16 protein-coding genes and 1 riboswitch are annotated in these 20,806 nt (G+C 51.3%); of the genes, 12 read left to right on the top strand and 4 right to left on the bottom strand.

The annotated features are described in order from the left end of the window. The first annotated feature begins 197 nt into the window (after positions 1-197). A complete protein-coding gene (locus tag ACK5LI_RS14425; protein WP_416950595.1) occupies positions 198-2,534 on the top strand; it encodes a DUF3536 domain-containing protein in 2,337 nt (778 codons plus the stop codon). A gap of 188 nt (positions 2,535-2,722) precedes the next feature. Here the strand turns inward: ACK5LI_RS14425 and ACK5LI_RS14420 are convergent, their stop codons facing one another. After that, on the bottom strand, positions 2,723-3,154 hold the full coding sequence (locus ACK5LI_RS14420; RefSeq protein ID WP_416950593.1) for a hypothetical protein: 432 nt from the start codon (positions 3,152-3,154) through the stop codon (positions 2,723-2,725). A gap of 415 nt (positions 3,155-3,569) precedes the next feature. Here ACK5LI_RS14420 and ACK5LI_RS14415 point away from each other — a divergent pair, with 415 nt between their 5' ends. From ACK5LI_RS14415 to ACK5LI_RS14380, 8 genes are all read left to right on the top strand, one after another. Beyond that, positions 3,570-4,379, top strand: a complete 810-nt coding sequence (locus tag ACK5LI_RS14415; protein WP_416950591.1) for a phosphate ABC transporter substrate-binding protein — start codon at positions 3,570-3,572, stop codon at positions 4,377-4,379. 111 nt (positions 4,380-4,490) lie between these two features. Then, complete coding sequence (gene pstC, locus ACK5LI_RS14410; RefSeq protein ID WP_416950589.1) at positions 4,491-5,387, top strand: phosphate ABC transporter permease subunit PstC; 897 nt, start codon at positions 4,491-4,493, stop codon at positions 5,385-5,387. Between the two features lie 59 nt (positions 5,388-5,446). Beyond that, positions 5,447-6,340, top strand: a complete 894-nt coding sequence (gene pstA, locus ACK5LI_RS14405) for a phosphate ABC transporter permease PstA (RefSeq protein ID WP_416950587.1) — start codon at positions 5,447-5,449, stop codon at positions 6,338-6,340. A 99-nt stretch (positions 6,341-6,439) separates the two neighbouring features. Next, positions 6,440-7,630, top strand: a complete 1,191-nt coding sequence (locus tag ACK5LI_RS14400; protein WP_416950585.1) for a PhoH family protein — start codon at positions 6,440-6,442, stop codon at positions 7,628-7,630. 597 nt (positions 7,631-8,227) lie between these two features. Continuing rightward, complete coding sequence (locus ACK5LI_RS14395) at positions 8,228-8,521, top strand: late competence development ComFB family protein (RefSeq protein WP_416950583.1); 294 nt, start codon at positions 8,228-8,230, stop codon at positions 8,519-8,521. 56 nt (positions 8,522-8,577) lie between these two features. Continuing rightward, the gene (locus tag ACK5LI_RS14390) at positions 8,578-9,402 is read left to right on the top strand and encodes a histidinol-phosphatase (protein ID WP_416950581.1); all 825 of its coding nucleotides are present in this window, start codon (positions 8,578-8,580) and stop codon (positions 9,400-9,402) included. A 410-nt stretch (positions 9,403-9,812) separates the two neighbouring features. Further along, positions 9,813-11,534: an ABC transporter ATP-binding protein gene (locus tag ACK5LI_RS14385; RefSeq protein WP_416950579.1), complete on the top strand. Its 1,722-nt coding sequence runs from the start codon at positions 9,813-9,815 to the stop codon at positions 11,532-11,534. A gap of 2 nt (positions 11,535-11,536) precedes the next feature. Then, entirely contained in the window at positions 11,537-12,301 is a 765-nt protein-coding gene (locus tag ACK5LI_RS14380; RefSeq protein ID WP_416950577.1) for a phosphoribosylanthranilate isomerase, read from the top strand. A gap of 216 nt (positions 12,302-12,517) precedes the next feature. Here the strand turns inward: ACK5LI_RS14380 and ACK5LI_RS14375 are convergent, their stop codons facing one another. Further along, entirely contained in the window at positions 12,518-13,327 is an 810-nt protein-coding gene (locus ACK5LI_RS14375) for a FecR domain-containing protein (RefSeq protein ID WP_416950575.1), read from the bottom strand. Positions 13,328-13,356: 29 nt separating this feature from the next. Then, the gene (locus tag ACK5LI_RS14370) at positions 13,357-15,474 is read right to left on the bottom strand and encodes a CHASE2 domain-containing protein (RefSeq protein ID WP_416950573.1); all 2,118 of its coding nucleotides are present in this window, start codon (positions 15,472-15,474) and stop codon (positions 13,357-13,359) included. Between the two features lie 1,163 nt (positions 15,475-16,637). Between ACK5LI_RS14370 and ACK5LI_RS14365 the strand changes: the two genes are divergently transcribed. Then, the gene (locus ACK5LI_RS14365) at positions 16,638-17,666 is read left to right on the top strand and encodes a 4Fe-4S binding protein (protein ID WP_416950571.1); all 1,029 of its coding nucleotides are present in this window, start codon (positions 16,638-16,640) and stop codon (positions 17,664-17,666) included. A 164-nt stretch (positions 17,667-17,830) separates the two neighbouring features. Then, on the top strand, positions 17,831-18,682 hold the full coding sequence (locus ACK5LI_RS14360) for a zinc metalloprotease HtpX (protein WP_416950569.1): 852 nt from the start codon (positions 17,831-17,833) through the stop codon (positions 18,680-18,682). 291 nt (positions 18,683-18,973) lie between these two features. Here the strand turns inward: ACK5LI_RS14360 and ribB are convergent, their stop codons facing one another. Beyond that, the gene (gene ribB, locus ACK5LI_RS14355) at positions 18,974-19,630 is read right to left on the bottom strand and encodes a 3,4-dihydroxy-2-butanone-4-phosphate synthase (protein ID WP_416950567.1); all 657 of its coding nucleotides are present in this window, start codon (positions 19,628-19,630) and stop codon (positions 18,974-18,976) included. Between the two features lie 119 nt (positions 19,631-19,749). Next, a riboswitch (FMN riboswitch) is annotated at positions 19,750-19,912 on the bottom strand. Positions 19,913-20,036: 124 nt separating this feature from the next. On the opposite strand from ribB, the gene ACK5LI_RS14350 reads away from it, so the two are divergent. After that, positions 20,037-20,468: a PaaI family thioesterase gene (locus ACK5LI_RS14350; protein WP_416950565.1), complete on the top strand. Its 432-nt coding sequence runs from the start codon at positions 20,037-20,039 to the stop codon at positions 20,466-20,468. Positions 20,469-20,806 lie beyond the last annotated feature (338 nt).

Genomic DNA, 20,806 nt, shown 5'->3' with positions numbered 1-20,806 from the left:
CAGTCAATATAACTGGTCACCACCTGCCCGCACCGCGCTGTGTCTCACTGCCTGTGCGGGCTTTCTTGTGCCCTCGCCCTTTTCCATTTTCATACTACCCGTGCGTACGTTTCCGGTATATACTGGCTGTACTTGTATTTTGCTGTCAGTATCAGCCTGATGCAGCTGTGCAGTATAACCCGCTCCGGAGGTTGATCATGGAGAAGTATCTGTGCATTCACGGCCATTTTTACCAACCGCCCCGCGAAGACCCGTGGCTGGGCAGCATTCTGCCGGAGGGCAGCGCTGCTCCCTCCCGCCACTGGAATGAACGCATCTTGCGTGAAAGTTATGCACCTATGGCGTGGGCGCGGCGGCTGGACGGCTCCGGACGCATTGCCGATATACTGAACTGCTATGAATGGATAAGCTTCAATGCAGGCCCCACGCTGATGCGCTGGCTCGAGCGAGATGATCAGGAAACCTATCAACGTATTCTGGATGCGGACAAAAAAAGTATTGCCCGCTGGGGCCATGGAAACGCACTGGCGCAGGTATACCATCATGTTATCATGCCTCTTGCCTCGCCCAGACAGCGGCAGCTTGAAATTGCATGGGCGCTGGACGATTTCGCACACCGTTTCGGCCGTCCCGCGGAAGGCATGTGGCTGGCAGAAAGCGCGGCAGATGTTCCCACGCTGGAAGATCTGGCTGCACACGGCGTGCGCTTTACCGTGCTTGCCCCGCGTCAGGCCAGAAGGGTATCAGGCCCGAAGGGGGCATGGGCACATGTGGACGAAAACTCTCTCGATGTACGACGTCCGTACCGGATAGAACTGCCCTCCGGTAAAAGCATCAGCGTGTTCTTTTACCACGGTCCTATCTCGCGTGCGGTTGCATTTGAAAAGCTACTGCAGGACGGCGAAGGATTCTGGCACCGCATTGCCGGAGCAGCAGGCGAAGGCCTGCTGACTCTATGCACCGATGGCGAGACATACGGACATCATTTCACCTTCGGCGAGATGGCGCTGGCACATGTATTAGCTCAAGCATACTCGGGCCGCGACGGCATCCGCCCGACAAACCTTGCAGCGTATCTTGCCAACCACCCGCCGGAGTGGAAGGTGGAACTGCACGAACCATCATCATGGAGCTGCGTTCACGGTGTGGAGCGCTGGCGCAGCAACTGCGGCTGTACTGACGGCGGTCATCCGGGCTGGAATCAGTCATGGCGCGGCCCCTTGCGCAGCGCATTAAACTTTGCCCGCGATGCAGTGGAAGAACATTTTACCAGCCAGTCCAAAATTCTTTTTACCGATCCGCAAAAGGCGCTGGGCAGCTTCGGCAGGGTGTTGTGCGGCGAACTTTCGCGCGAAGCCTATGCAGTACAGTTTTTTGCTCCCAGCCTTTCCGAAACGCAAAAAAACGCAGCATGGAAACTGCTCACAATGGAAGAGCAGATGCTCGCCGCATATGCCAGCTGCGCATGGTTCTTTGATGAAATTTCACGCATAGAGCCTGTGAATGCTCTCACCTACTGCCTGCGCGCGCTGGAAATACGCCGCGACACAGGCGGCGGAGACATTCCGCAGCAATTCTTTGCAGAGCTGGAAAAAGCCAGATCCAACAAAGAAAGCGAAGGTACCGGTAAAAACATTTTCGAAACCCGTGTACTGCCGCGGCACGAATCCGAGGCCTCGCTGATTTTGCAGGCGTTACTGAAAACAGCATATCAGGGCCGCTTACAGACAGGCACACCTACGGCGGCCTCATGGCCCGCAGTGGACGTTGAGGTGACAGTCGCATCTACGCGCAATGACGAAGTGCGCCCTGATGAGGCGCCCATAGCGGCAGGAACAGCGCGCATACGCTGGCATCCGGCTCCTTGGGATAAGGAAGTGCCGTGGACGCTGCACAGCAAGTCTGCAGATATTCAGCGCGGCGAACGGCATGTGTTGCTGTCTCCGCCGGATAGTTTAGAGCTCCGCGTCTATCCGGCTGAACAACCGGCAGGCGATACGCCTCCGGAAAGCCGTACGGCCTCTTCAGTCTGCAGATTTGAAGACCTGCCGTGGGGCAAACGTCAGGCGCTGGCCATGACGCTTATCTTATACTCTGTGGCGCAACGCAGGTCTGACGCTCTGGCCCGCTCGCCTGATGCGCTGGCGCTCTTCTTGCCGTGGGAAGAAGCTCAGCACGACCAGCCCGATTCGCACCTGTGGGAAGAGTTTGCACCGGAAATGCTGCTTGCCATGGCCATGGACGCAGGTCCTGAGGACAAACGGGCCGATGCGGCAGCCAGCTGGTTGCATGGAATTGAGCTATCCTCCGGTGCCAGAAGGCGGCTGGAGGCTACAGCACAGCAAACAGCCCTGACGCTGCTGGAAGCGCCTGCACAATGGAGCAGGCTGGCACGTCTGGTTCGTATACTTTCTGAATATGTACCGGGGCTGGACTGGTGGCCTGTGCAAAACAAAGTATGGGCCATGGCACCGTGGAAGGCAGAAGCAGCTCAGGCCGCGCGGGCACTGGGTTTCAGACTGCCTGAGGACTAATGAACCTGAGTACAGATCGCGTTTGGCAAGCCTTCCGTTTAAAGCCTGCCAGACCGGAAAGACTTATTATTCAGACACAAAACACAATCAGGGCGGCCTCAGGCCGCCCTTTTTTATGCATAAAAAAAACGCCTTGAGAACGGCGTTACAAGCTGAGGCTTATTTGTTCTTACTCAAGGTGTGAACAGCTACACCTTACCCCGCAGCATGGTCTGCCCGCCATGTACCTGCTGGGAGGCCATGCGCTGATATGAGCGCACGCCGACATTACGGGTATAGTTAGGAGAGGCAAAAGCCTGTTCAAGAGCGGGAAGGTCACGATTGGCAGATGAAGGCGGTGTACTGATAGCCTCGTACAACTCCGCATCCTGCGCCTGCAGGGATTCTGCAAAGTTAAACTTGCGCAGCCGGTTAAGACGCTCTCCCGCCTCTCGCGCAATGGTTGAGCCGTCAAGGGTTTCCTCCGTCTCAAAGAGGATACCAAGCTTGCCAAGACGAAATCCCACAGCCTTACGGCTGTGTACCACGTCTTCTGCTGCTCTGGTTACCTGCTCTGAGCGGGCGGCTTGAGCGTATGTGCTTTGGGCCTGCGCGGAGTACGCAGAATAAGAAACCCTCATTCATTCCCCTGAACAGCGCACCTGTGCGCCAGCCTGCAGTAAGCCGCTCCCCTCGTCTTATGCCGCAGCCAACATCATTACTATAGGCTGCCCAACCTGCATTAGCAACCCGCCATGCACTGCATCGCCACTTTTGCCTAAAAAATCATCCGTCACACACAACAGCAGAAAAGACACAATTGCCTGTTACAAAAAAATATACATTTCGGGTCAGCCACAGCAAAAAAACATTAATCACCTGAAATAAAAACAATTAATTCCACAAATTTTCACAAATCCCCCCTGTCACAAACATGCTGCCTCCATGACACACCGCCGTAACAATCGGCTCCTAGTTTACCAAAACACCAGACGGGCTTCCCGTAACAACAATCAAGCGTTTGCATTTGAAAGAATTTATTCTGGAGGAAAATCCATGCGTCTAAAAAATCTTGCCATTGTGGCTGCACTTGTCCTTGGCTTTGCATCTTCCGCCTTTGCAGGTCAGTCCATTAAGGTCTCCGGTTCCACGACCATCCTGCCCATTATGCAGCGTGTGATCGAAGCATACATGAAAGCACACCCTGATGTTGAAATCGCAGTATCGGGCGGCGGCTCTTCCAACGGTATCAAAGCATTGCTGGACGGCACCACCGATATCGCCATGGCTTCGCGGACAATGAAAGACAAAGAAATGAAGCTGGCTGAAGAAAAAGGCCTTTCCCCCAAGCAGGTTGTCATCGCGCTGGACGCCGTTATTCCCATCGTAAACAAAAGCAACCCCGTAAGTGACCTGACCATTGAACAGCTTCAGGCTATTTACGCAGGCAAAGTAACCAACTGGAAAGAAGTTGGCGGCAACGACGAAGGCATCGTTGTTGTTTCCCGCGACACGTCCTCCGGCACGTACGAAACCTGGAGCAAATTTGTAATGGGTAAAACCCGTGTGTTCCCGGGCGCTCTGTTGCAGGCTTCCTCCGGTGCCGTTCTGCAGGCCGTATCTAAAAACCCCCGCGCCATCAGCTACGATGGAATCGGCTACGTTGACAGCTCTGTAAAGGCTCTCACCGTAAACGGTGTGGAAGGTAATGATAAGACAGCTAAAGACAAAAGCTTCCCTATCGCCCGTACCTTGCAGGTATACATCGACGGTAACCCCTCCGGTGCCACCAAGGGCCTGATCGACTTCATCCTGTCACCCGAAGGTCAGAACATTGTTAAGGAAGCAGGCTTCATCAAGCTGTAGGCTTCAGAGTTAAAGCTTCACCCTGAAAAGTTACTCCACGCGAAAAGGCCCCTGCCGGTAACGGCACGGGGCCTGCCGCGCAACCAGCAAAAAGCGGATTGCCAGAACAGTATGATTTCTCTTTCGCGTCGCAATAAAGACACTCTCATCGCCGGAGCATTTCAAGCCAGCGCAGCCCTGTGCATCCTGATACTTTTTCTCATCATGGTGTTTTTGTTTGTTGAAGGCTTACCAGTCATCAAATTCATCTCGCCGCTTGATTTTATCTTCGGCAGAGAATGGTACCCGACAGATGACCCTGCGGACTTCGGTATTCTGCCCATGATTGTGGGTTCGCTTGCTGTAACAGGGCTCTCGTCAGTTATTGCCATTCCGCTGGGCCTGATGACGGCTGTGTATCTGTCTGAAATAGCCTCTCCGCGTATGCGCGGTATTATTAAACCGCTGGTAGAAATGCTCCAGGCTCTGCCCTCAGTTGTAATAGGCTTTTTCGGCATGGTGGTTGTCGCGCCGTACCTGCAGGAAACGTTCGGTCTGGCAACGGGACTTAACCTGACAAACGCGGCCATCATGCTGGCATTCATGGCGGTTCCCACCATTACCAGTATTTCAGAAGACGCTATTTACTCCGTTCCCAACGAGCTGCGCGAAGCATCCCTCGCGCTGGGGGCCACCCGCTGGCAGACTATCGCCCGAGTGGTGCTGCCTGCTTCACTGCCGGGCATCAGCACGGCTGTCATTCTGGGCATGTCACGTTCTATCGGCGAAACCATGGTTGTTCTGATGGTTGCAGGCGGTGCTGCCATGATCCCCGGAAGCCTATTTGATCCCGTCCGCCCCATGCCTGCATCCATTGCGGCAGAAATGGCCGAAGCTCCATTCCATAGCGATCATTATTACGCGCTGTTTGCCACCGGCATGGTACTGTTCGTCTTCACGCTTATGTTCAACATCCTTGCGGCATGGATAGCGGAAAAGAAAAAGCAGGTCGGCGTTTCAACCCTGTAAAAAAAATTATGAATCACGCTTTCACTCATCCCAACGTTACGTCACTCGGGGGCCAGCCCATGCATTCTTCCACTTCAACACTTGTTCAAGATCAGGGGTTTCTCAAACGCAGAAAGCCTGTACAGGCATTCATGTTTGCCCTGTTCAAAGCATCTGTTGCAGTAAACGCGCTGGCGCTGGCAGTTATCTGCGGGTTTGTCCTGTATTACGGCCTTCCCGCCATCAACTGGGAATTTCTGTCTGCGCATCCGCGCGATGCCATGACAGCAGGCGGTATTTTTCCGTGTATCCTCGGAACCATCGCACTCAGCTACGGTTCCATGCTCATTGCCCTGCCGTGGGGAGTATGCACCGCCATTTACCTGCATGAATATGCAAAGCCCGGCCCGTTTCTGCATATCATCAGACTTGCAATCAACAACCTTGCCGGTGTGCCCTCGGTCGTTTTCGGGCTCTTCGGCCTCGCATTTTTTGTTACGCTGATGAAAATGGGCGTCAGCCTGCTGGCAGGTATGTTCACTCTGGCGGCGCTTATTCTGCCACTTATCATCGGCGCATCAGAAGAAGCCCTGCGTTCCGTATCACAGACGTACCGCGAAGCATCACTGGCGCTGGGAGCAACCAAATGGCAGACACTTTCCAGAGTGGTCCTGCCTGCTGCGGCACCAGGCATCCTTACCGGAGCCATCCTCGGCATCGGGCGTGCGGCAGGCGAAACTGCAGCCATAATGTTCACCGCTGCCATGTTCTTCAGCCCCAAGCTGCCTGCTTCAGTCTTTGACAGCGTTATGGCACTGCCCTACCATATTTACGTATTAGCCACCGCCGGACTGGACATAGAAAAAACCCGCCCCCTGCAATACGGCACCGCGTTGGTGCTTATAGTGTTGGTGCTGGGCATGAACATGCTGGCAATCATTATCCGGGCAAGGCTGCAACGAAAAATGCGCTGACGCGCACTTCAGCTCCGCAACACCAAGGGCGGCGGCACACGCCGCCGCCCTTATTCATTAACCGGAACCGGCTGTCAGCCGACTAAGTAAGGGGGCCAGATGGCGACCAAGAACTTTGTGTTAGACACCAACGTTCTGATTGAAAGCCCTGAAAGTATCCTCAGCCTGCGCAACGGGCAGGAAAACAACATTTTCATCCCCTACCATGTACTGCTTGAGCTCAACACGCTGAAAACCAACCCCAGACTACGGCACATCGTGTCAAAAGTAGTCGACATCTTACTTGATCACAAAGACATCATCCATTTTATCCACAACGATTCCAGCACATCGCCATTCTCCGAAGAGCTAGTGGACAACTTTATCCTTAAAGAAGTACGCGAGGCCCGCATTGAAAGCCCCATTCTGGTTACCAATGACAGAATCCTGCAACTTCAGGCCGGCTTAAACGGCATTAACTGTGAAGAGTATAAAGATTCACGCCCGTTCCAGTCTGATTCACAACAATACACAGGTTTTGCAGAGGCCGCAGAATCATCGCCCCCTAATTCCTTTCACTGGCAGGAAGGCAAACCGGTTTTCAACGGGCCGGATGGCGAAGAAGTTATAAACTACACCAATGAAGTCTGGCAGGTGAAGCCCCGCAGCATTTACCAGAATCTGGCGATGCTGCTTATGCTGCACGAAAAGATAGACATTGTTTCAGTGCAATCAGAAGCAGGTTACGGTAAAACATACCTTGCGCTTGCCTCTGCGCTGCATCTGGTAATGCAGTCGCACCGTTACAGCAAAGTTTTCGTCCTGAAACCCACCATCGAGCTGGGAGCAAAAATGGGGTTTCTCCCTGGTGACATCCGCGAAAAGATGGAACCGTACATGCGCTATATCAGCGACTTGTTATTAAAGCTGCATACGCTACGCCCCGCTAACCGAATCTTTCTTAACTCTGCCGAACCACCACTAAAGTTCGATCCCAAGCGGTTTGAAATCCTGCCGCTTGCGTACATACGCGGTACGAACATAGAAAATGCCGTTGTCATCATTGATGAAACACAGAATCTTTCACGAACAGAGGTAAGGGCACTGCTGACCCGCATGGGGGAAAACGTCAAGTGCATCTGCCTTGGTGATACACGGCAGGTGGACAACCCGTATTTGAACGAATCAAATAACGGCCTGAACTGGATTGTCCGCAAGCTTAAAGGATACAATAACTACGCTCATATCGTCCTTAAAGGAGAGCGTTCCCGCGGGCCGATCACGGATATTGTTATAAAATCTCAGTTATAATTTCAGACAACTACGCACATAGCAAAGGCGCTTTATCTACAGCGCCTTTTTTATGGTCTGCTGAACTGGTGTGTATAAAACCAGCTAACCCTCTGCATTGGCATACTGGATACTGCGTCCTGCTCGTCACTATTCGCCAGACACAACATGGGGCTCCCGCCGCACAAAACAAAAACTTTTATATCGTCTGTTACAGGCCGGCAAAAACAACAAGCTGTTAACAACTTTTGAATACATAAAGTTAACATTGCAGCATCAAAAAACAACACGTTCTGGACGTATCAAAAAAGCCCACGGGAAAAACAATGTTCAACGGAAAAATATCCTGTAAACTAAGGTAGAAAACATACAAGGGCACGGGAATAGGTACTGACCGTACGGAGACCATTTTCAGCGACTAGTCGCGGCCCTTCTTGCCTGTTCGGGCTCCTTTCCAGCATCAGCTAAAAACTGTATGGATTGAGAGAATGTGTAAAAAGCCTGTAAGTCCGCTTGCGCCTTTGATTACGTGCCTGCTATAATAAAAGTTCAGGCAAATCCTGCTCTAGTGGTGTAACCTGCCGGAGCGTCAGAGAATAAGACATCAAAGGAGACTGCATGAGCGACCACCTGCATGAGAAATACCGGCTTGGTGATGCAGATTTTTATCATATCCGAAACCGGAACGAAGCCCGTGTTCTGCGGATGATGGAAAAAGTATTTGAAGAGCCGCCGGGACTGCGTCCAAATGCAGAAGACCTGCACGACATTTACGCACTTGCTCTTAATTCACTTCCCGCACGGTATGCGCAAAAGGGCAGCATTGTACTGCGTGACCCCGTACGCGACTCAGATGTTCTGGAAGCCGTGCGTAAAGCCGTGGCAATCGTAGTTCATAATCCTAAACAATAGATTGCGCAGCCTGCTTACAGCATATCCAGAGCGCAATCTGTCCGGACAAGTACTTCATGATAAAAACAGATACACATCTGCACACGCTGCATTCTCACGGCAAGGCAACAGTTGAAGCCATGTTTCATGCCGCCCGCGCCAAGGGTATAGACATCATCGGCTTTTCTGAACATTCTCCGAGACCCGAAACCCACAGTTACCCTTCTGATTACCAGCCCCGCCTTATCGAAGGCTTTCCCACATATGTTGCAGACGTAAAACGCCTGCGCGATGAATTTAAAAACGAAGCCACTGTACTTTTCGGGCTTGAGATGGACTGGGTGGAAGGCAACGAGACGTTTATAGCGGACACCCTGAAGGCCCATGACTTTGACTATGTTATCGGCGGCATCCACTTCATTGATACATGGGGATTTGATTACCGCAAAGAAGACTGGCAGGTTTTAAGCGAGTCCAGACAAGTTGAACTGTACCAGCAGTTTTATGCCACCATGGCGAACATGGCGCGGACAGGCCTTTTCAACATTGTCGCGCATCCTGACATTATCAAAATTTTCAGTGTTGACCTTTTCAGAGAATGGGCTGCCGGTGATGAGGCAAAAGCAGCATTCCGTACTGCACTTACCGCCATTCATGATGCCGGTATGGCCATTGAAATTTCATCTGCCGGTTTGCGTAAACCCTGCAAAGAAATTTACCCTTGCCCGCAGTTTATAGCACTGGCTTCTGAAATGGGCATTCCGGTTTCTTTCGGCTCGGACGCTCACAGCGAAGCTTCCGTGGGTTACGCTTTTGATCAGCTGGAACAGTATGCCCGCAAGTTCGGATACACGGACAGCGTGTACTTTGTTAAACGGCGCATGCATTCGCGGAAGTTTTAAAAACACCTGACCGGTTCGGCAAATCAAAAGCCCGAGAGCAGGATCAACGCCTGCCCTCGGGTTTATTGATATTTTGCGCACTATTCTGCTCTGCCACCTAGATAAAATACGCTGCCTTCTGGGCTGTCTGTAGATGGCCCCCGGAAGGCAGAAGCAAAGTGAGCAAAAACAATTTCGTGTTCGCCGCTTGCAATATGTAAAAATCTTCACCGGCTGCCCGTTGTTGCAGTGCAGGTATTGTACAGGCGCTGTACAGGTAGCAAAGTTCGCATAATTGCAAGGTAAGCCGAGCTGGATATCCTAGAAAGTTTACAACAGGCTGCATCAAAAGCGGATATCCTCAGAACCTGCCAGAGAAATATACATAGCATTGCAAGCCTGTAGCAACACCCCAACAACAAACATTCTTTATGTCAGACAGCAGCACACTTTTCACTCTAGATTCCGTTCGCATCAGCTACAGGGATATACCGGCGCTGGATACGGTCAGCTGGGTACTTTCATCTGGCAGTCATCATGCCGTGCTGGGTATGAACGGTTCCGGCAAATCCACACTGCTGCGCCTTATTGCAGGCGATGCCCGCCCTGATCAGTTATGCGGCGGCAGCATCCACTGGATGATTGACGGGCAACGCGAAGACAGCCCCATAGCGATCAAAGGTCGCTATGGGTTTGTATCGGCTGAGCTGCAGGAAAAGTACATTCGTCAGGCATGGCGCATGACCGGCGAAGAAATAATCCTTTCCGGATTTTTTGCCAGCCCGATGCTATACAGCACTCCCACCGAAGCCCAGCGTGAAGCAGCGCAAGATACTGCCCGCCTGCTGGATGCTGCACAATTGCTGGACATGGAACTTCCGGCCATGTCGCAGGGACAGTTGCGAAAAATACTGCTGGCACGGGCCGTGGTGCATTCGCCTCGGGTACTGCTATTGGACGAAATATGCGAAGGACTTGATGCAGCAAACCGCGATATCATTCTTGCTGCGGTTGACTGTATAGCCAGCCCGCAAACCACTGTTCTGCTGACCGGCCACAGGCCCGAAGAATTCCCGTCCTGCATAACAAAAGGCTTACTTCTACATCATGGGAGACTGGTTAAGGAAGGCAGTCTTAGTGATACGTTGACAGAGTTACAAAAGTATCAGGCACTGGCTCTGTCTCCTCCTCGTGAATCTGTTGACTCACTGACAAGCTCCGGAGTTGTACCCCTGCCAGCTGCAGACAAAAAAGAGTCTGCTCTTTCAGCAGGGCAGCAGGATATCTCCGCCAAAACAGACCGCGGGCAAAAAGACTCAAAGCAGGCAGCAGGACATAAGACGTTCTCCACAGGTGCGGAGCTCCCATCGTATGCAGCAGATCAGCTTTCTGAAACAGGCACAGAAGCAAATGGGGCAGGCAATCCCATTGTCAGCATCTCACATGCACAGGTATTCATCGAACGGAAACAAATACTGCATGACATCACATGGCAGATCAATTCCGGTGAGAACTGGGTGATTCTCGGCCCCAACGGTGCAGGAAAGTCTACCTTGCTGCGACTTATTTACGGGGACGAACGGCAGGCATGGGGTGGAGAGGTGCAATGGTTCGGCAGCAGCGGCCCTGTATCCCTGCAGGAAGTACATCGTCGCATAACCATTGTTTCTGACAAGTTGCAGGCTACCTATGGTCATGACAAATATCACGCGACCTTGCTGGAACTAAGCGGTGAGGATTTGGTGCTTTCCGGTTTCTTCAGTTCCACAGGACTCTGGTGGCACACCGTAACCGACGAGCAGAGAACCGCAGCAGCCCGATGGATGCATCGTCTGGGCATCAGCAGTCAGGCGCACAAACCTGTCCGTACCATGTCGTACGGAACATTGCGGCGTTTTATGCTGGCGCGGGCGGTAGTGGCAAAACCGCAGCTGTTGATTCTGGACGAGCCTCTTTCCGGCATGGATGAACGTTCCCGCAGCCAGTTCATCCGCCTGCTCTCCTCACTGGCACAACAAAAAATGCAACTGGTACTTGTCACCCACCACCAGCAAGACATCATACCTGAAATAACGCACGAGCTGCACTTGCATGAGGGGCGCATCACATACTGCGGCCCACGCAGGAACAATGAAATAAAACAAACGGGATAAATATGATGAAGCCTACAACGATTCCTCGGCGTGGCATGCCTCTTCATGCTCTTATTCAAGCCGCAGGTGTTCATTCCATTGCAGAGGCTATGCTTGTCGTGCAAAGCGGCATTCCATGCATCGGCCTGCCCTTGCGCCTGCCGGTACACCGTGAGGACCTTTCAGAAGCGGAAGCGGTAGAAGTCTGCCGCATGCTTGACGCTCTGCCACAGGAAAAAGGCGGCCCCGCCTGTCCTGTCTGTATCACGTATTTACATGATGCAGCTACAATCCGCGATTTTGTCATGCAGTTAGGTGTTTCTCACGTCCAGTTGCACGGAAATATTTCGACGGCTGAGCTTGCAGCGTTGCGGGCGGAAATACCATCGCTGTATATCATCAAAAGCCTTGTCATAAAAAAAGACAGCTCCGGACAGGACAACAGGGGCCAACTGCTAAAAATTATCCGCGATACCGCTGCCATAGTAGATGCCTACATTACGGACACCCATGACCCGTCCACCGGTGCGGACGGTGCAACCGGTAAAACCCATGACTGGAGCATCAGCAGAATGCTGGTAAACGAATCACCGCTGCCGGTAATTCTGGCTGGCGGTCTGACTCCTGACAATGTGCATGAAGCAATCATGCAGGTCCGGCCCGCCGGTGTGGACGCTCATACAGGGCTGGAAAATGCCGAAGGTATGAAGGATGCCACACTGTGCCGCCGCTTTGTAAGTGAAGCCCTTGTTGCTTTTGCCGAACTTTCACGCTGGCCCCAGGCTTGAGCATAACCAGACACAGGGCATCCCGAGCCATCTTACAGAACATGCCGGAATAGTGAACCAGCCAAAAAGCACCCCCCTCTATTCTCCTGTTATTATTGCGTACCTCAAAGTATATCAGTTTTTTCCAGCCTCGTATTACCCACCACACTGAAGTTTTTTTGCGTAAAAAAAAGCCTGTCTTTCAACAGGCTCAAGTATAAATATGAGGTGCAGCTATTAGTGCCCTTTGCCGCCTTTACCGCCGCCGTTACCGCCGCCGTTACCACCGCCGTTGCCGCCTTTACCGCCACGACCATTGTCAGAGCCAAAGCTGCTTCTACCGCCGACCGTTCGGTCTTCACCGGCATTCTTAGCTCCCGCCTTAACCTCAACAGCACGTTGTCTGGCTTTCATCTTAGCCTCTGCCGCGCGCTGTTTGGCTTCCGCTTTTGCTTCTTCAGCAAATCGCCTGGCTTGCGCCTTGATTGTTGCGGCACGGTTTATTTTATTCTCTTCTCGGCTAACAGCGTCAAAGCTTTTGGCAGTAGATTTAACTGCAGAACCGGCCATAACAACTTCGCTATCACCTGCGTTATCGAAGGCTGCAACAGCGCCCTCTGAAACAGAAAGAGATGTAGTGGATTGAGATACGACAGTCTTAAAACGGGTACCGCGAACAGATGCAACCATATGCGGAGTTTCTACGTCCAGTTTATTGCCGGGGACGACAGAAAAATTAACAGTCCCTTTAAGAACCTTGATGTGCAGCTTGCCGGCAGCATCTACACCTTTATTGGTAACGAATGATTTGGCATCTGCTTCAATGACAACCACACCGTCAGGTGTGGCAAGTGTAACGGAGCCTGTATCGTTCACCATGACCGTTTGATCAACGGCTACAGCTTTGACACCGGATAAGGAACTCATCTGATTACTGGCATCAATGACAAGGCCTTTTCCTGTGTCATCCACCAGCATCAAATCCTGAGCATAGGCCTGAGAAAAACTCAAAGTGAGTGCAAGCACCAAAAGAATAATATTTCGCATTTCCCCCCCCGAAGAAAAGTTAGTAACTATTACTTATTATCCTTATCATTCATTGTTTGCAATTTCCAGCTTTTTCCCATCTTAATTTGCACTAAGATATCAACGAGTTCAGGATCAAAAGCCGTTCCTTTGTTTTCACAAATATAATTACATACCTTTTCAGGCGTCCATCCTTGGCGATAAGGACGGTCGCTGGTCAACGCATCAAACACATCGGCAACAGCCGTGATTCTGGCACCAAGACATATATCGCTCCCAGCTAACTGAGATGGATAGCCTTTTCCGTCATAACGTTCGTGGTGTTGCAGAAGAGTATTAATAGTTTCGGAAGGTAAGCCAACAAGCTGCATAATTTTAAAACCAATCTCAGGATGCGTTTTGATTAATGCAAACTCTTCATCCGTCAGTTTGTCGGTCTTTAAAAGTACGGAATCCGGAATACCGATTTTACCCACGTCATGTATTAAGGAGCCAAGGTAAATATCTTCAGCCAACTCCTCGTTGATGTTCATCTCTTCCATAATCTCAAGGACAAGAGATGATACTCTGTTAGAGTGCCCGCCGGTTATCGGGTCACGGTAATCAAGTGCGGTAAATATCGAGCGGATTGTCTTTAAAAGTACGGCCTTCCTTTCCTTTGCCTCAACAATGTTTCGATAGAACATCGCATAAGACAAAAGAGCGGCACACAACGCATGAAGCGTGTTCAAACTTATATGACGATTCCACCCTAACAGAACGAACCTGCGCCCCCCTGCGCTATAAGGAATTGGTAACGCGAGCCCCCAACTCATTCCGGCAGGCCCGGGACGGACAGCCATGAGACCGGAATCAGCTGCCTTTAAAAAGCGCTCTTCAATTTCTTCAGAAGGCAGACAGTTACCCACCAGTGTCACTTCAGAAGACCCGACTACATCTTTCCATATGGATTCAAGCAAAGAGGCAAGGTTCTGATGCTGGCTCATCCGTGCTGCATTCAGCTCTGTAATCTGCTGAAAAGCGTGGCCCTGCAGCTCCCAGTCCCGATGCACATAGATGTAGCGCAACACCTGAGCAGTAAGGAAACAGAAAACCATTGCCAGCAACGGCGCAGCCGACCCCACCCACAAAGCTTTGCTGACAAAGATAATATGAACAATAGTCAGGTAAGACACTGCACATAACGCAAACCATACAAGTGCAACCACTGGGCGTCTGCCGCCGATAACACCTCCTGCTACTGCCAGCATCAAAGTCAGTACAGCCGCAATTATCGGCGTTATGCGAACAGGCGGCTCGCCCCATAGAATAGTTGCCAGCGCCTTCGCATTGACTTCAGCTCCGGGCATTTCGATCCCGCCAGCAGGCCCGGGAACAAGATGAAAATCTGCCGCCCCAGACGCAGCAACTCCGACTACAACAATTTTATTTTTAAATGTTTCCGGAGGGACACGTCCTGAAAGTACATCCCAGTATTCGTATCTGGTAATCGGACTCGAAGCAGTCTGAACCCACAGCATACCGTGTGCATCAATCGGAACAGAATGTTCGCCTATAACCAGTTCGTAACCGTTATCCAGCGACTTCAACCCCGGAGTAGCTCCTGAAACAAGCGAAGCACCAGCCAGAGGAAATGAAGCCAAGGGAGTATCTTTTACGCTCCAGACAGGCTTTAAAAAACGGTAGTAGCCGTCGATGTCTTTCGGCACATTAGTTATGCCGACTTTTGCTGCGGCTTGAAGTAGTGATGTATACGGATAAACAACTTGAGGAGTACCGGAAAGGTCTGTGGTTATATGGCAAGCTACCACAACATTGCCAAGCGCTCGAACAACAGCCGCAAGCAAGGCATCGGCTTCCGGCGGGCCGGATTCAGCCATCAGAATGTCGAATAGAATAGCTTTTGAAAATCCTAACTTACCTAAGAGCTGTGCATGGTACTGTCTTGACCAAGGCCAAGAGCCAAGCTGCTTAAACGTCGGCTCCCCTGCCAGAACTAAAACAACATTTTTCTGCTCTTCCGGCGTCTCTATTGTTTTGTAATGAGCATCAAAAAAGAAACGTTCAAATCGTTCCAGCGCATATGTTCGGGTATACCCGAACACACTGAAAACGATTGCAACAAATGCAACACCTACAATTGAGTATAGTCTTTGCCGATGATTCATGTTTCACAAAACAAAGCATTACGTTATGGATTATTTGTTCATAAGTATCCATTCATCAAGAAACCTGTCAATGCTATTGTTGAGTATAGCCCGCAGAACTTGTAAGCAAATTAATGCCATGAAATATGCAAGTGTTCATTTGAAAAAAGGCTATTACAGATAAAAAAAGAAAGGCTCCTGCTACAAAACCACAAAGAAATTGCAGGCACCGAATGAGTATTGTCATTCAGCAAGTATAACGCAGTAACACATGATCTTTTATTAGTTCCTCCCCCCAAGCTACTGCATATTGTGAATAATACTTTGCAGCTCAGGCAATTTCGCAACAACGCCTGCAACACGCAACAAGAGGCACACAGTGTGTTGCAGCGGTCCCGATTCCCACTGCAATTCATGGGTCAGGATAAGTTGACAAGCCTTACTATTTACCCTCTCGGCACTTCCCACGGCCTACCAACAGACTGATACTCTATGCTTCCTCAAACGTTAGCTTCTTTTTTGACTCTGACGGGCTGCAAGGGTTGAGAATTCCGCTACTTTCCGCTAAGAAGAAGCAGGCACATAGTGAAATGAATCACAACAGGGTATAAGAGGGTATAAACATGGATTTTCTGTTCTTCTTTCTTGGTCTGGCTTCTGTTCTCGGCGCTATCTACTACATTAAAAAGACCAGCTAACCAGTAACCAACCGCAATCTGGACAAATTTCGCCCCGTCTGCCCGCAGGCGGGGCCTTTTGTTATGGTCTGAATAATCCCGCATTGTGGCCTGCGGACCAATTCTTTGTGGCGGCCTTCATATTCATAGCAGCCTTGCCTCATTCTGCCTGTTCAATTACCCGCGACTAAATCAGATTATGCTTAACTATACCGGCTATCTGTTGTCTTCCGATTCTCTTCAGAAAACGCCCCTACCTTGGACATAATGCGCCATATTGTCCCTGACACGTCCCGATGCATCCTGTAGCACCCCGCCAAATCCTATATTCTCTGCTCTAACCGGTCCGCCCTGACGCATAATACCAATTTTTTCTTACAAGCTTTTTATGGAGCCGATAACAAACACGCTCAGCTTGCCATAGCCTGCACGGTGCGCTAGTCACTTGCCCAAACGGCACACGACTCAACTACCTGCCGCCAGTGCGGCAAACGAGATGATAGACACATGACAACCACATCACGATCATTATCCGACGCAGACAGCAGAATCACCTCTGCCCGCCTGCGACGGACTATTCAACTTTGCTTTGCGTTATTCTCCATTTTCTGCGGCTGGCGTTTTTATCTGTACTTTCACTGGGCCACAGAACAAACAGGCATTTTTACGCCCAAGCCCCCTATGGTCGAAGGCTTTCTGCCCATCAGCGCACTGCTGGGGGCAAAGCACTTTTTCACCACAGGTCAGTGGGACCCGGTACACCCCGCTGGGCTGACCATCTTCTTTGCAGCCATTGGCATCAGCCTTTTCTTCCGCAAAGGTTTTTGCGGCTACATATGCCCCATAGGATACTTCAGCGGTCTGCTGGAACGAACAGGCAAAAGGCTCGGGCTGAACAGGCGGCGCCCAGCAAGGCCTGATACCACGCTGAAAAAAATTACATATGCCCTGCTTCGCCTGCCCAAATATGTCATCATGGCCGGATTCTTCTGGACAATCGGCTTTAGCATGAACGCACAGGCAACTGCTTCTTTTTTAACCAGCCCGTACAATCAGGTTGCAGACTCAAAAATGTTACTCTTCTTCCTGAACCCTTCTGCCATTGCACTTACTGTTCTGGCTGTTCTTGGCATAGCCAGTCTTTTTATTACCAATCCCTGGTGCCGTTTTTTGTGCCCATACGGAGCGCTGCTGGGCATTTTCTCCAAGCTGAGTCCGTTTGCAATCCAGCGAGATCAGTCAGCATGCATTAAGTGTGCGCAGTGCAGTAAAGCTTGCCCTGCCGGTATTGCCGTAGATACCAAAATCCGCATTTCCAACGCAGACTGCATAGGATGCACTGAATGTATAACCGCCTGCCCGAAGCAGGATTGCCTGCAAGTTACCGCACTGGGCAGAAAACAGTTTTTCTGGAGCATCTGTTACGGTTCTGTCGCCCTTTTGTGGATTAGCTACCTTGTTGCAGTCTGGTCCGGCCATTGGGACGTTGCCGTGAATGCCGACATGGTCCGTATGTTCCATAAATCCGTACTGTAACGTTTCAGCCTGTTGCGCCCTCTTGCCTTCGTCACAGACTGAATTATCATTAAAAAAAGTGAGTAGTACCCGCCGCAGGCTATTGCCACAACAAAGCGGGTCGCGTAACGAGCCTTTATTCCACAGGCAACGTGCACAGTTTACGGATAAAAGGAGACCCATTAATGACCAGTCAATTGAAGACCGTCCTTCTTCTTGCTCTGCTTTCAGGCCTCATTATAATGCTTGGCGGCCTGCTGGGCGGCAAAACGGGACTTATCTTCGCCTTTGGCTTTGCCCTTATTATGAATGTGGGCAGCTACTGGTATTCCGACAAAATCGTGCTGAAAATGTACCATGCCCGCGAGGTCACCCCCTCTGAGGCTCCCATGTTGCACGCCATGGTAGACGAAGTTATCCAACGCGCCGGCATCCCCAAACCTCGCGTCTGCATTATTCCTGAACAAACGCCCAACGCATTTGCTACCGGCCGTAACCCTGAACACGGAGTGGTAGCCGTTACCGAAGGCATCCTGCAACTGCTGACGCCTGAAGAGCTGAAAGGGGTTATCGCACACGAAGTAGGCCACATTGCCAACCGAGATATCCTCGTACAAAGCATTGCCGGAGTGCTTGGATCAGTCATTGTGATGCTTGGCAACATTCTGCAGTTCAGCGCCTTTTTCGGCGGTGGCAGCAATGATGAAGAAGGCGGAAGCAATCCGATAGCTATGCTGGCTATGGCGTTTCTTGCTCCTATTGCAGCTTCGCTTATTCAGTTTGCCATTTCGCGTTCTCGCGAATATCTGGCAGACGAAGCTGGTGCACGCTTATCCGGCAATCCGCTTTATCTTGCCAGCGCACTGCAGAAACTGGGCGCTTATAGTGGACGCATCCCCATGCACAGCGGCAATCAGGCTACTGCACATATGTTTATTGTAAACCCGTTCAGCGGCATGCGTATGGCAGAACTTTTCAGCACTCATCCGCCCATGGAAGAGCGCATCCGCCGCCTGCAGCAGATGGCCGGCCGCTAGTCGTTCACTGCTTCGTAAAAAACAAAGGCCGTCCCTTTCGGGACGGCCTTTTTCCGTTTGGTGGAGCACCGCGCCGACTATGCGGTGGTTCCATCATAAGATGCTTCAAATACGAGATCTCCCGAAAGACATCCGTACGTAAAATCACTTTCCGGCAGGCTGAGAGGCTGTACCCGATGATAAATAAGGCTGCAACCGGATTCTCTTAGCCCGATATGCCACGCATAGCTTGATAGGAAATGGCAGGACTCGCGCCGTACCATTCCGACCCCGCTGGATTCAGCATCCAACCTAAGCTGCAGAACTGCTTTCTTTCAACTCGCGGTACTTCACAAGATCATCAACGGTAAGAACAATCATATCATGCTTTTTACCAAATTCGATGATTTCCGGCATGCGGGCCATCGTTCCGTCTGCATTTGTCACTTCACACAACACGCCGCAGGGTTTCAGTCCGGCAAGGCGCATCAGGTCAACTGTTGCCTCCGTATGGCCCCTGCGCTCCAGCACTCCCCCAGCCTTGGCCCGCAAAGGAAACACATGACCGGGACGGCACAAATCCGAGGGACAGGCATCATCTGCAATAGCAGTAAGTACAGTCTGCACTCTGTCCGCAGCGGAAACACCCGTCGAAACACCGCATTGAGCTTCAATGGACACTGTGAAGGCAGTCTGGTTGCGGCTGTTATTCGCTTCCACCATCATGGGCAACTCAAGCTGACGCACCTTTTCGTCAGTCAGACAAAGGCACACGATACCGCTGCATTCGCGAATCAACAAAGCCATCTGCGCAGGAGTCAAAGACTCAGCAGCATAAATCAGATCGCCTTCGTTTTCGCGATCTTCGTCGTCGGTTACCAGAACGCCTTCACCGCGGCGCAACGCCTCAAGAGCCGCTTCCACACGTTCTTCAAAAGTACCGGTAAGCAAAGTTTCAGATACAGTCATTGGAGCCACTCCCTTTCTGAGCAATATAAAAACAAGGGCGTGGAGAACAGGCAGGAGAGCTGCGGCAACACCGCAAGAGACACAACTCGCGCCGAAAACGGCACAGTTGCGCAAGACTGCCTTATCCTCTTTCATCCGGACTATTACCGTCGGCTCCGGTTTTTCACCGGATCTGCTGACCCCGCAAACAATGCGGGCGCTCGCGGGCTTGCCGCATCAGCACAGGGGCTGAAAGGTCGACTTACCGCCGGTGGGGAATTGCACCCCGCCCTGAGAATAATTTCACAAGCTATACATCTACGCACGTCGGGCTGTCAATATTTCTTGCATAATAGAACAATAAATACAACATAAGTTGTAGCTCGACATTATTGCACACAAAGCTGCACCGGAGTATCTTCCCTTTATGCAAGAGATTCATAAAGACCTTCTCGCTTTTGTCGAGGAAGCAATACCCTTTCATAAAATGCTCGGAATCAAGGTTGAGTCCGCAACCCCCGGTTACGCTAAAATCCGCCTGCCGTTTCAGGAATGCCTATGCGGCAATAAGGAGCGCGGAGCCTTGCACGGTGGAGTTACTGCTGTACTGGTGGATGTTTGTGGAGCCGTCGCGCTATGGACCCACTTCGGCCCGCAGGATAAAACCGCCACAATTGACATGCGGGTGGATTATCAGCGCCCTGCCCCGCTTGCAGACCTGATTGCCGAAGGGCATGTACGCGTGCTGGGCAACCGTATAGCAAACCTTCACGTAGAGGTTAGGTCCGTATTAAATCCTGAAGAGCTCATAGCAGAGGGACGATGCGTTTATTACATCAAACGCGTTCCTGACGCGTGACAAACACACCTGACAGTAACACTCAAAAACAAGCCTACGTAGAAAGCCGAAGATGGTGGATTGTTTAGATGGTATCAGTAAAACATAAGCGCAGACAATACGACCCAAATCCAACATAAAAGGCCGCCCCGAAGGGCGGCCTTTTAATGGCCGAAAGCTAGAAAGGAGAGGCTATCGTTTCCGGCTTCCGGGGTCTACCAAGAGTTGTTACCAGCATCCGCCGGCACCATGCTTCAATCCCTGAGGCATACATGCAAAAGCAAAGCATTGACTCAGTACAGACGCAGTGCCAGACAGCAGGGCGCAGTTCTCCGCTGGTTGCACGCAGAGCTACACGA

Origin of the sequence: Oleidesulfovibrio sp. (assembly GCF_047973035.1) — a bacterium.
Lineage (GTDB): Bacteria > Desulfobacterota > Desulfovibrionia > Desulfovibrionales > Desulfovibrionaceae > Oleidesulfovibrio.
This window is presented reverse-complemented; position numbering and strand designations above follow the sequence as displayed.

Bases quoted from the DNA above. Each gene is read 5' to 3' on its own strand.
- ACK5LI_RS14375 (WP_416950575.1), bottom strand. From the start codon at position 13,327: ATGCGAAATATTATTCTTTTGGTGCTTGCACTCACTTTGAGTTTTTCT.
- ACK5LI_RS14415 (WP_416950591.1), top strand. From the start codon at position 3,570: ATGCGTCTAAAAAATCTTGCCATTGTGGCTGCACTTGTCCTTGGCTTT.
- ribB (WP_416950567.1), bottom strand. From the start codon at position 19,630: ATGACTGTATCTGAAACTTTGCTTACCGGTACTTTTGAAGAACGTGTG.
- ACK5LI_RS14425 (WP_416950595.1), top strand. From the start codon at position 198: ATGGAGAAGTATCTGTGCATTCACGGCCATTTTTACCAACCGCCCCGC.
- pstA (WP_416950587.1), top strand. From the start codon at position 5,447: ATGCATTCTTCCACTTCAACACTTGTTCAAGATCAGGGGTTTCTCAAA.
- ACK5LI_RS14365 (WP_416950571.1), top strand. From the start codon at position 16,638: ATGACAACCACATCACGATCATTATCCGACGCAGACAGCAGAATCACC.
- ACK5LI_RS14395 (WP_416950583.1), top strand. From the start codon at position 8,228: ATGAGCGACCACCTGCATGAGAAATACCGGCTTGGTGATGCAGATTTT.
- ACK5LI_RS14370 (WP_416950573.1), bottom strand. From the start codon at position 15,474: ATGAATCATCGGCAAAGACTATACTCAATTGTAGGTGTTGCATTTGTT.
- pstC (WP_416950589.1), top strand. From the start codon at position 4,491: ATGATTTCTCTTTCGCGTCGCAATAAAGACACTCTCATCGCCGGAGCA.
- ACK5LI_RS14400 (WP_416950585.1), top strand. From the start codon at position 6,440: ATGGCGACCAAGAACTTTGTGTTAGACACCAACGTTCTGATTGAAAGC.
- ACK5LI_RS14385 (WP_416950579.1), top strand. From the start codon at position 9,813: ATGTCAGACAGCAGCACACTTTTCACTCTAGATTCCGTTCGCATCAGC.
- ACK5LI_RS14350 (WP_416950565.1), top strand. From the start codon at position 20,037: ATGCAAGAGATTCATAAAGACCTTCTCGCTTTTGTCGAGGAAGCAATA.
- ACK5LI_RS14390 (WP_416950581.1), top strand. From the start codon at position 8,578: ATGATAAAAACAGATACACATCTGCACACGCTGCATTCTCACGGCAAG.
- ACK5LI_RS14380 (WP_416950577.1), top strand. From the start codon at position 11,537: ATGATGAAGCCTACAACGATTCCTCGGCGTGGCATGCCTCTTCATGCT.
- ACK5LI_RS14420 (WP_416950593.1), bottom strand. From the start codon at position 3,154: ATGAGGGTTTCTTATTCTGCGTACTCCGCGCAGGCCCAAAGCACATAC.
- ACK5LI_RS14360 (WP_416950569.1), top strand. From the start codon at position 17,831: ATGACCAGTCAATTGAAGACCGTCCTTCTTCTTGCTCTGCTTTCAGGC.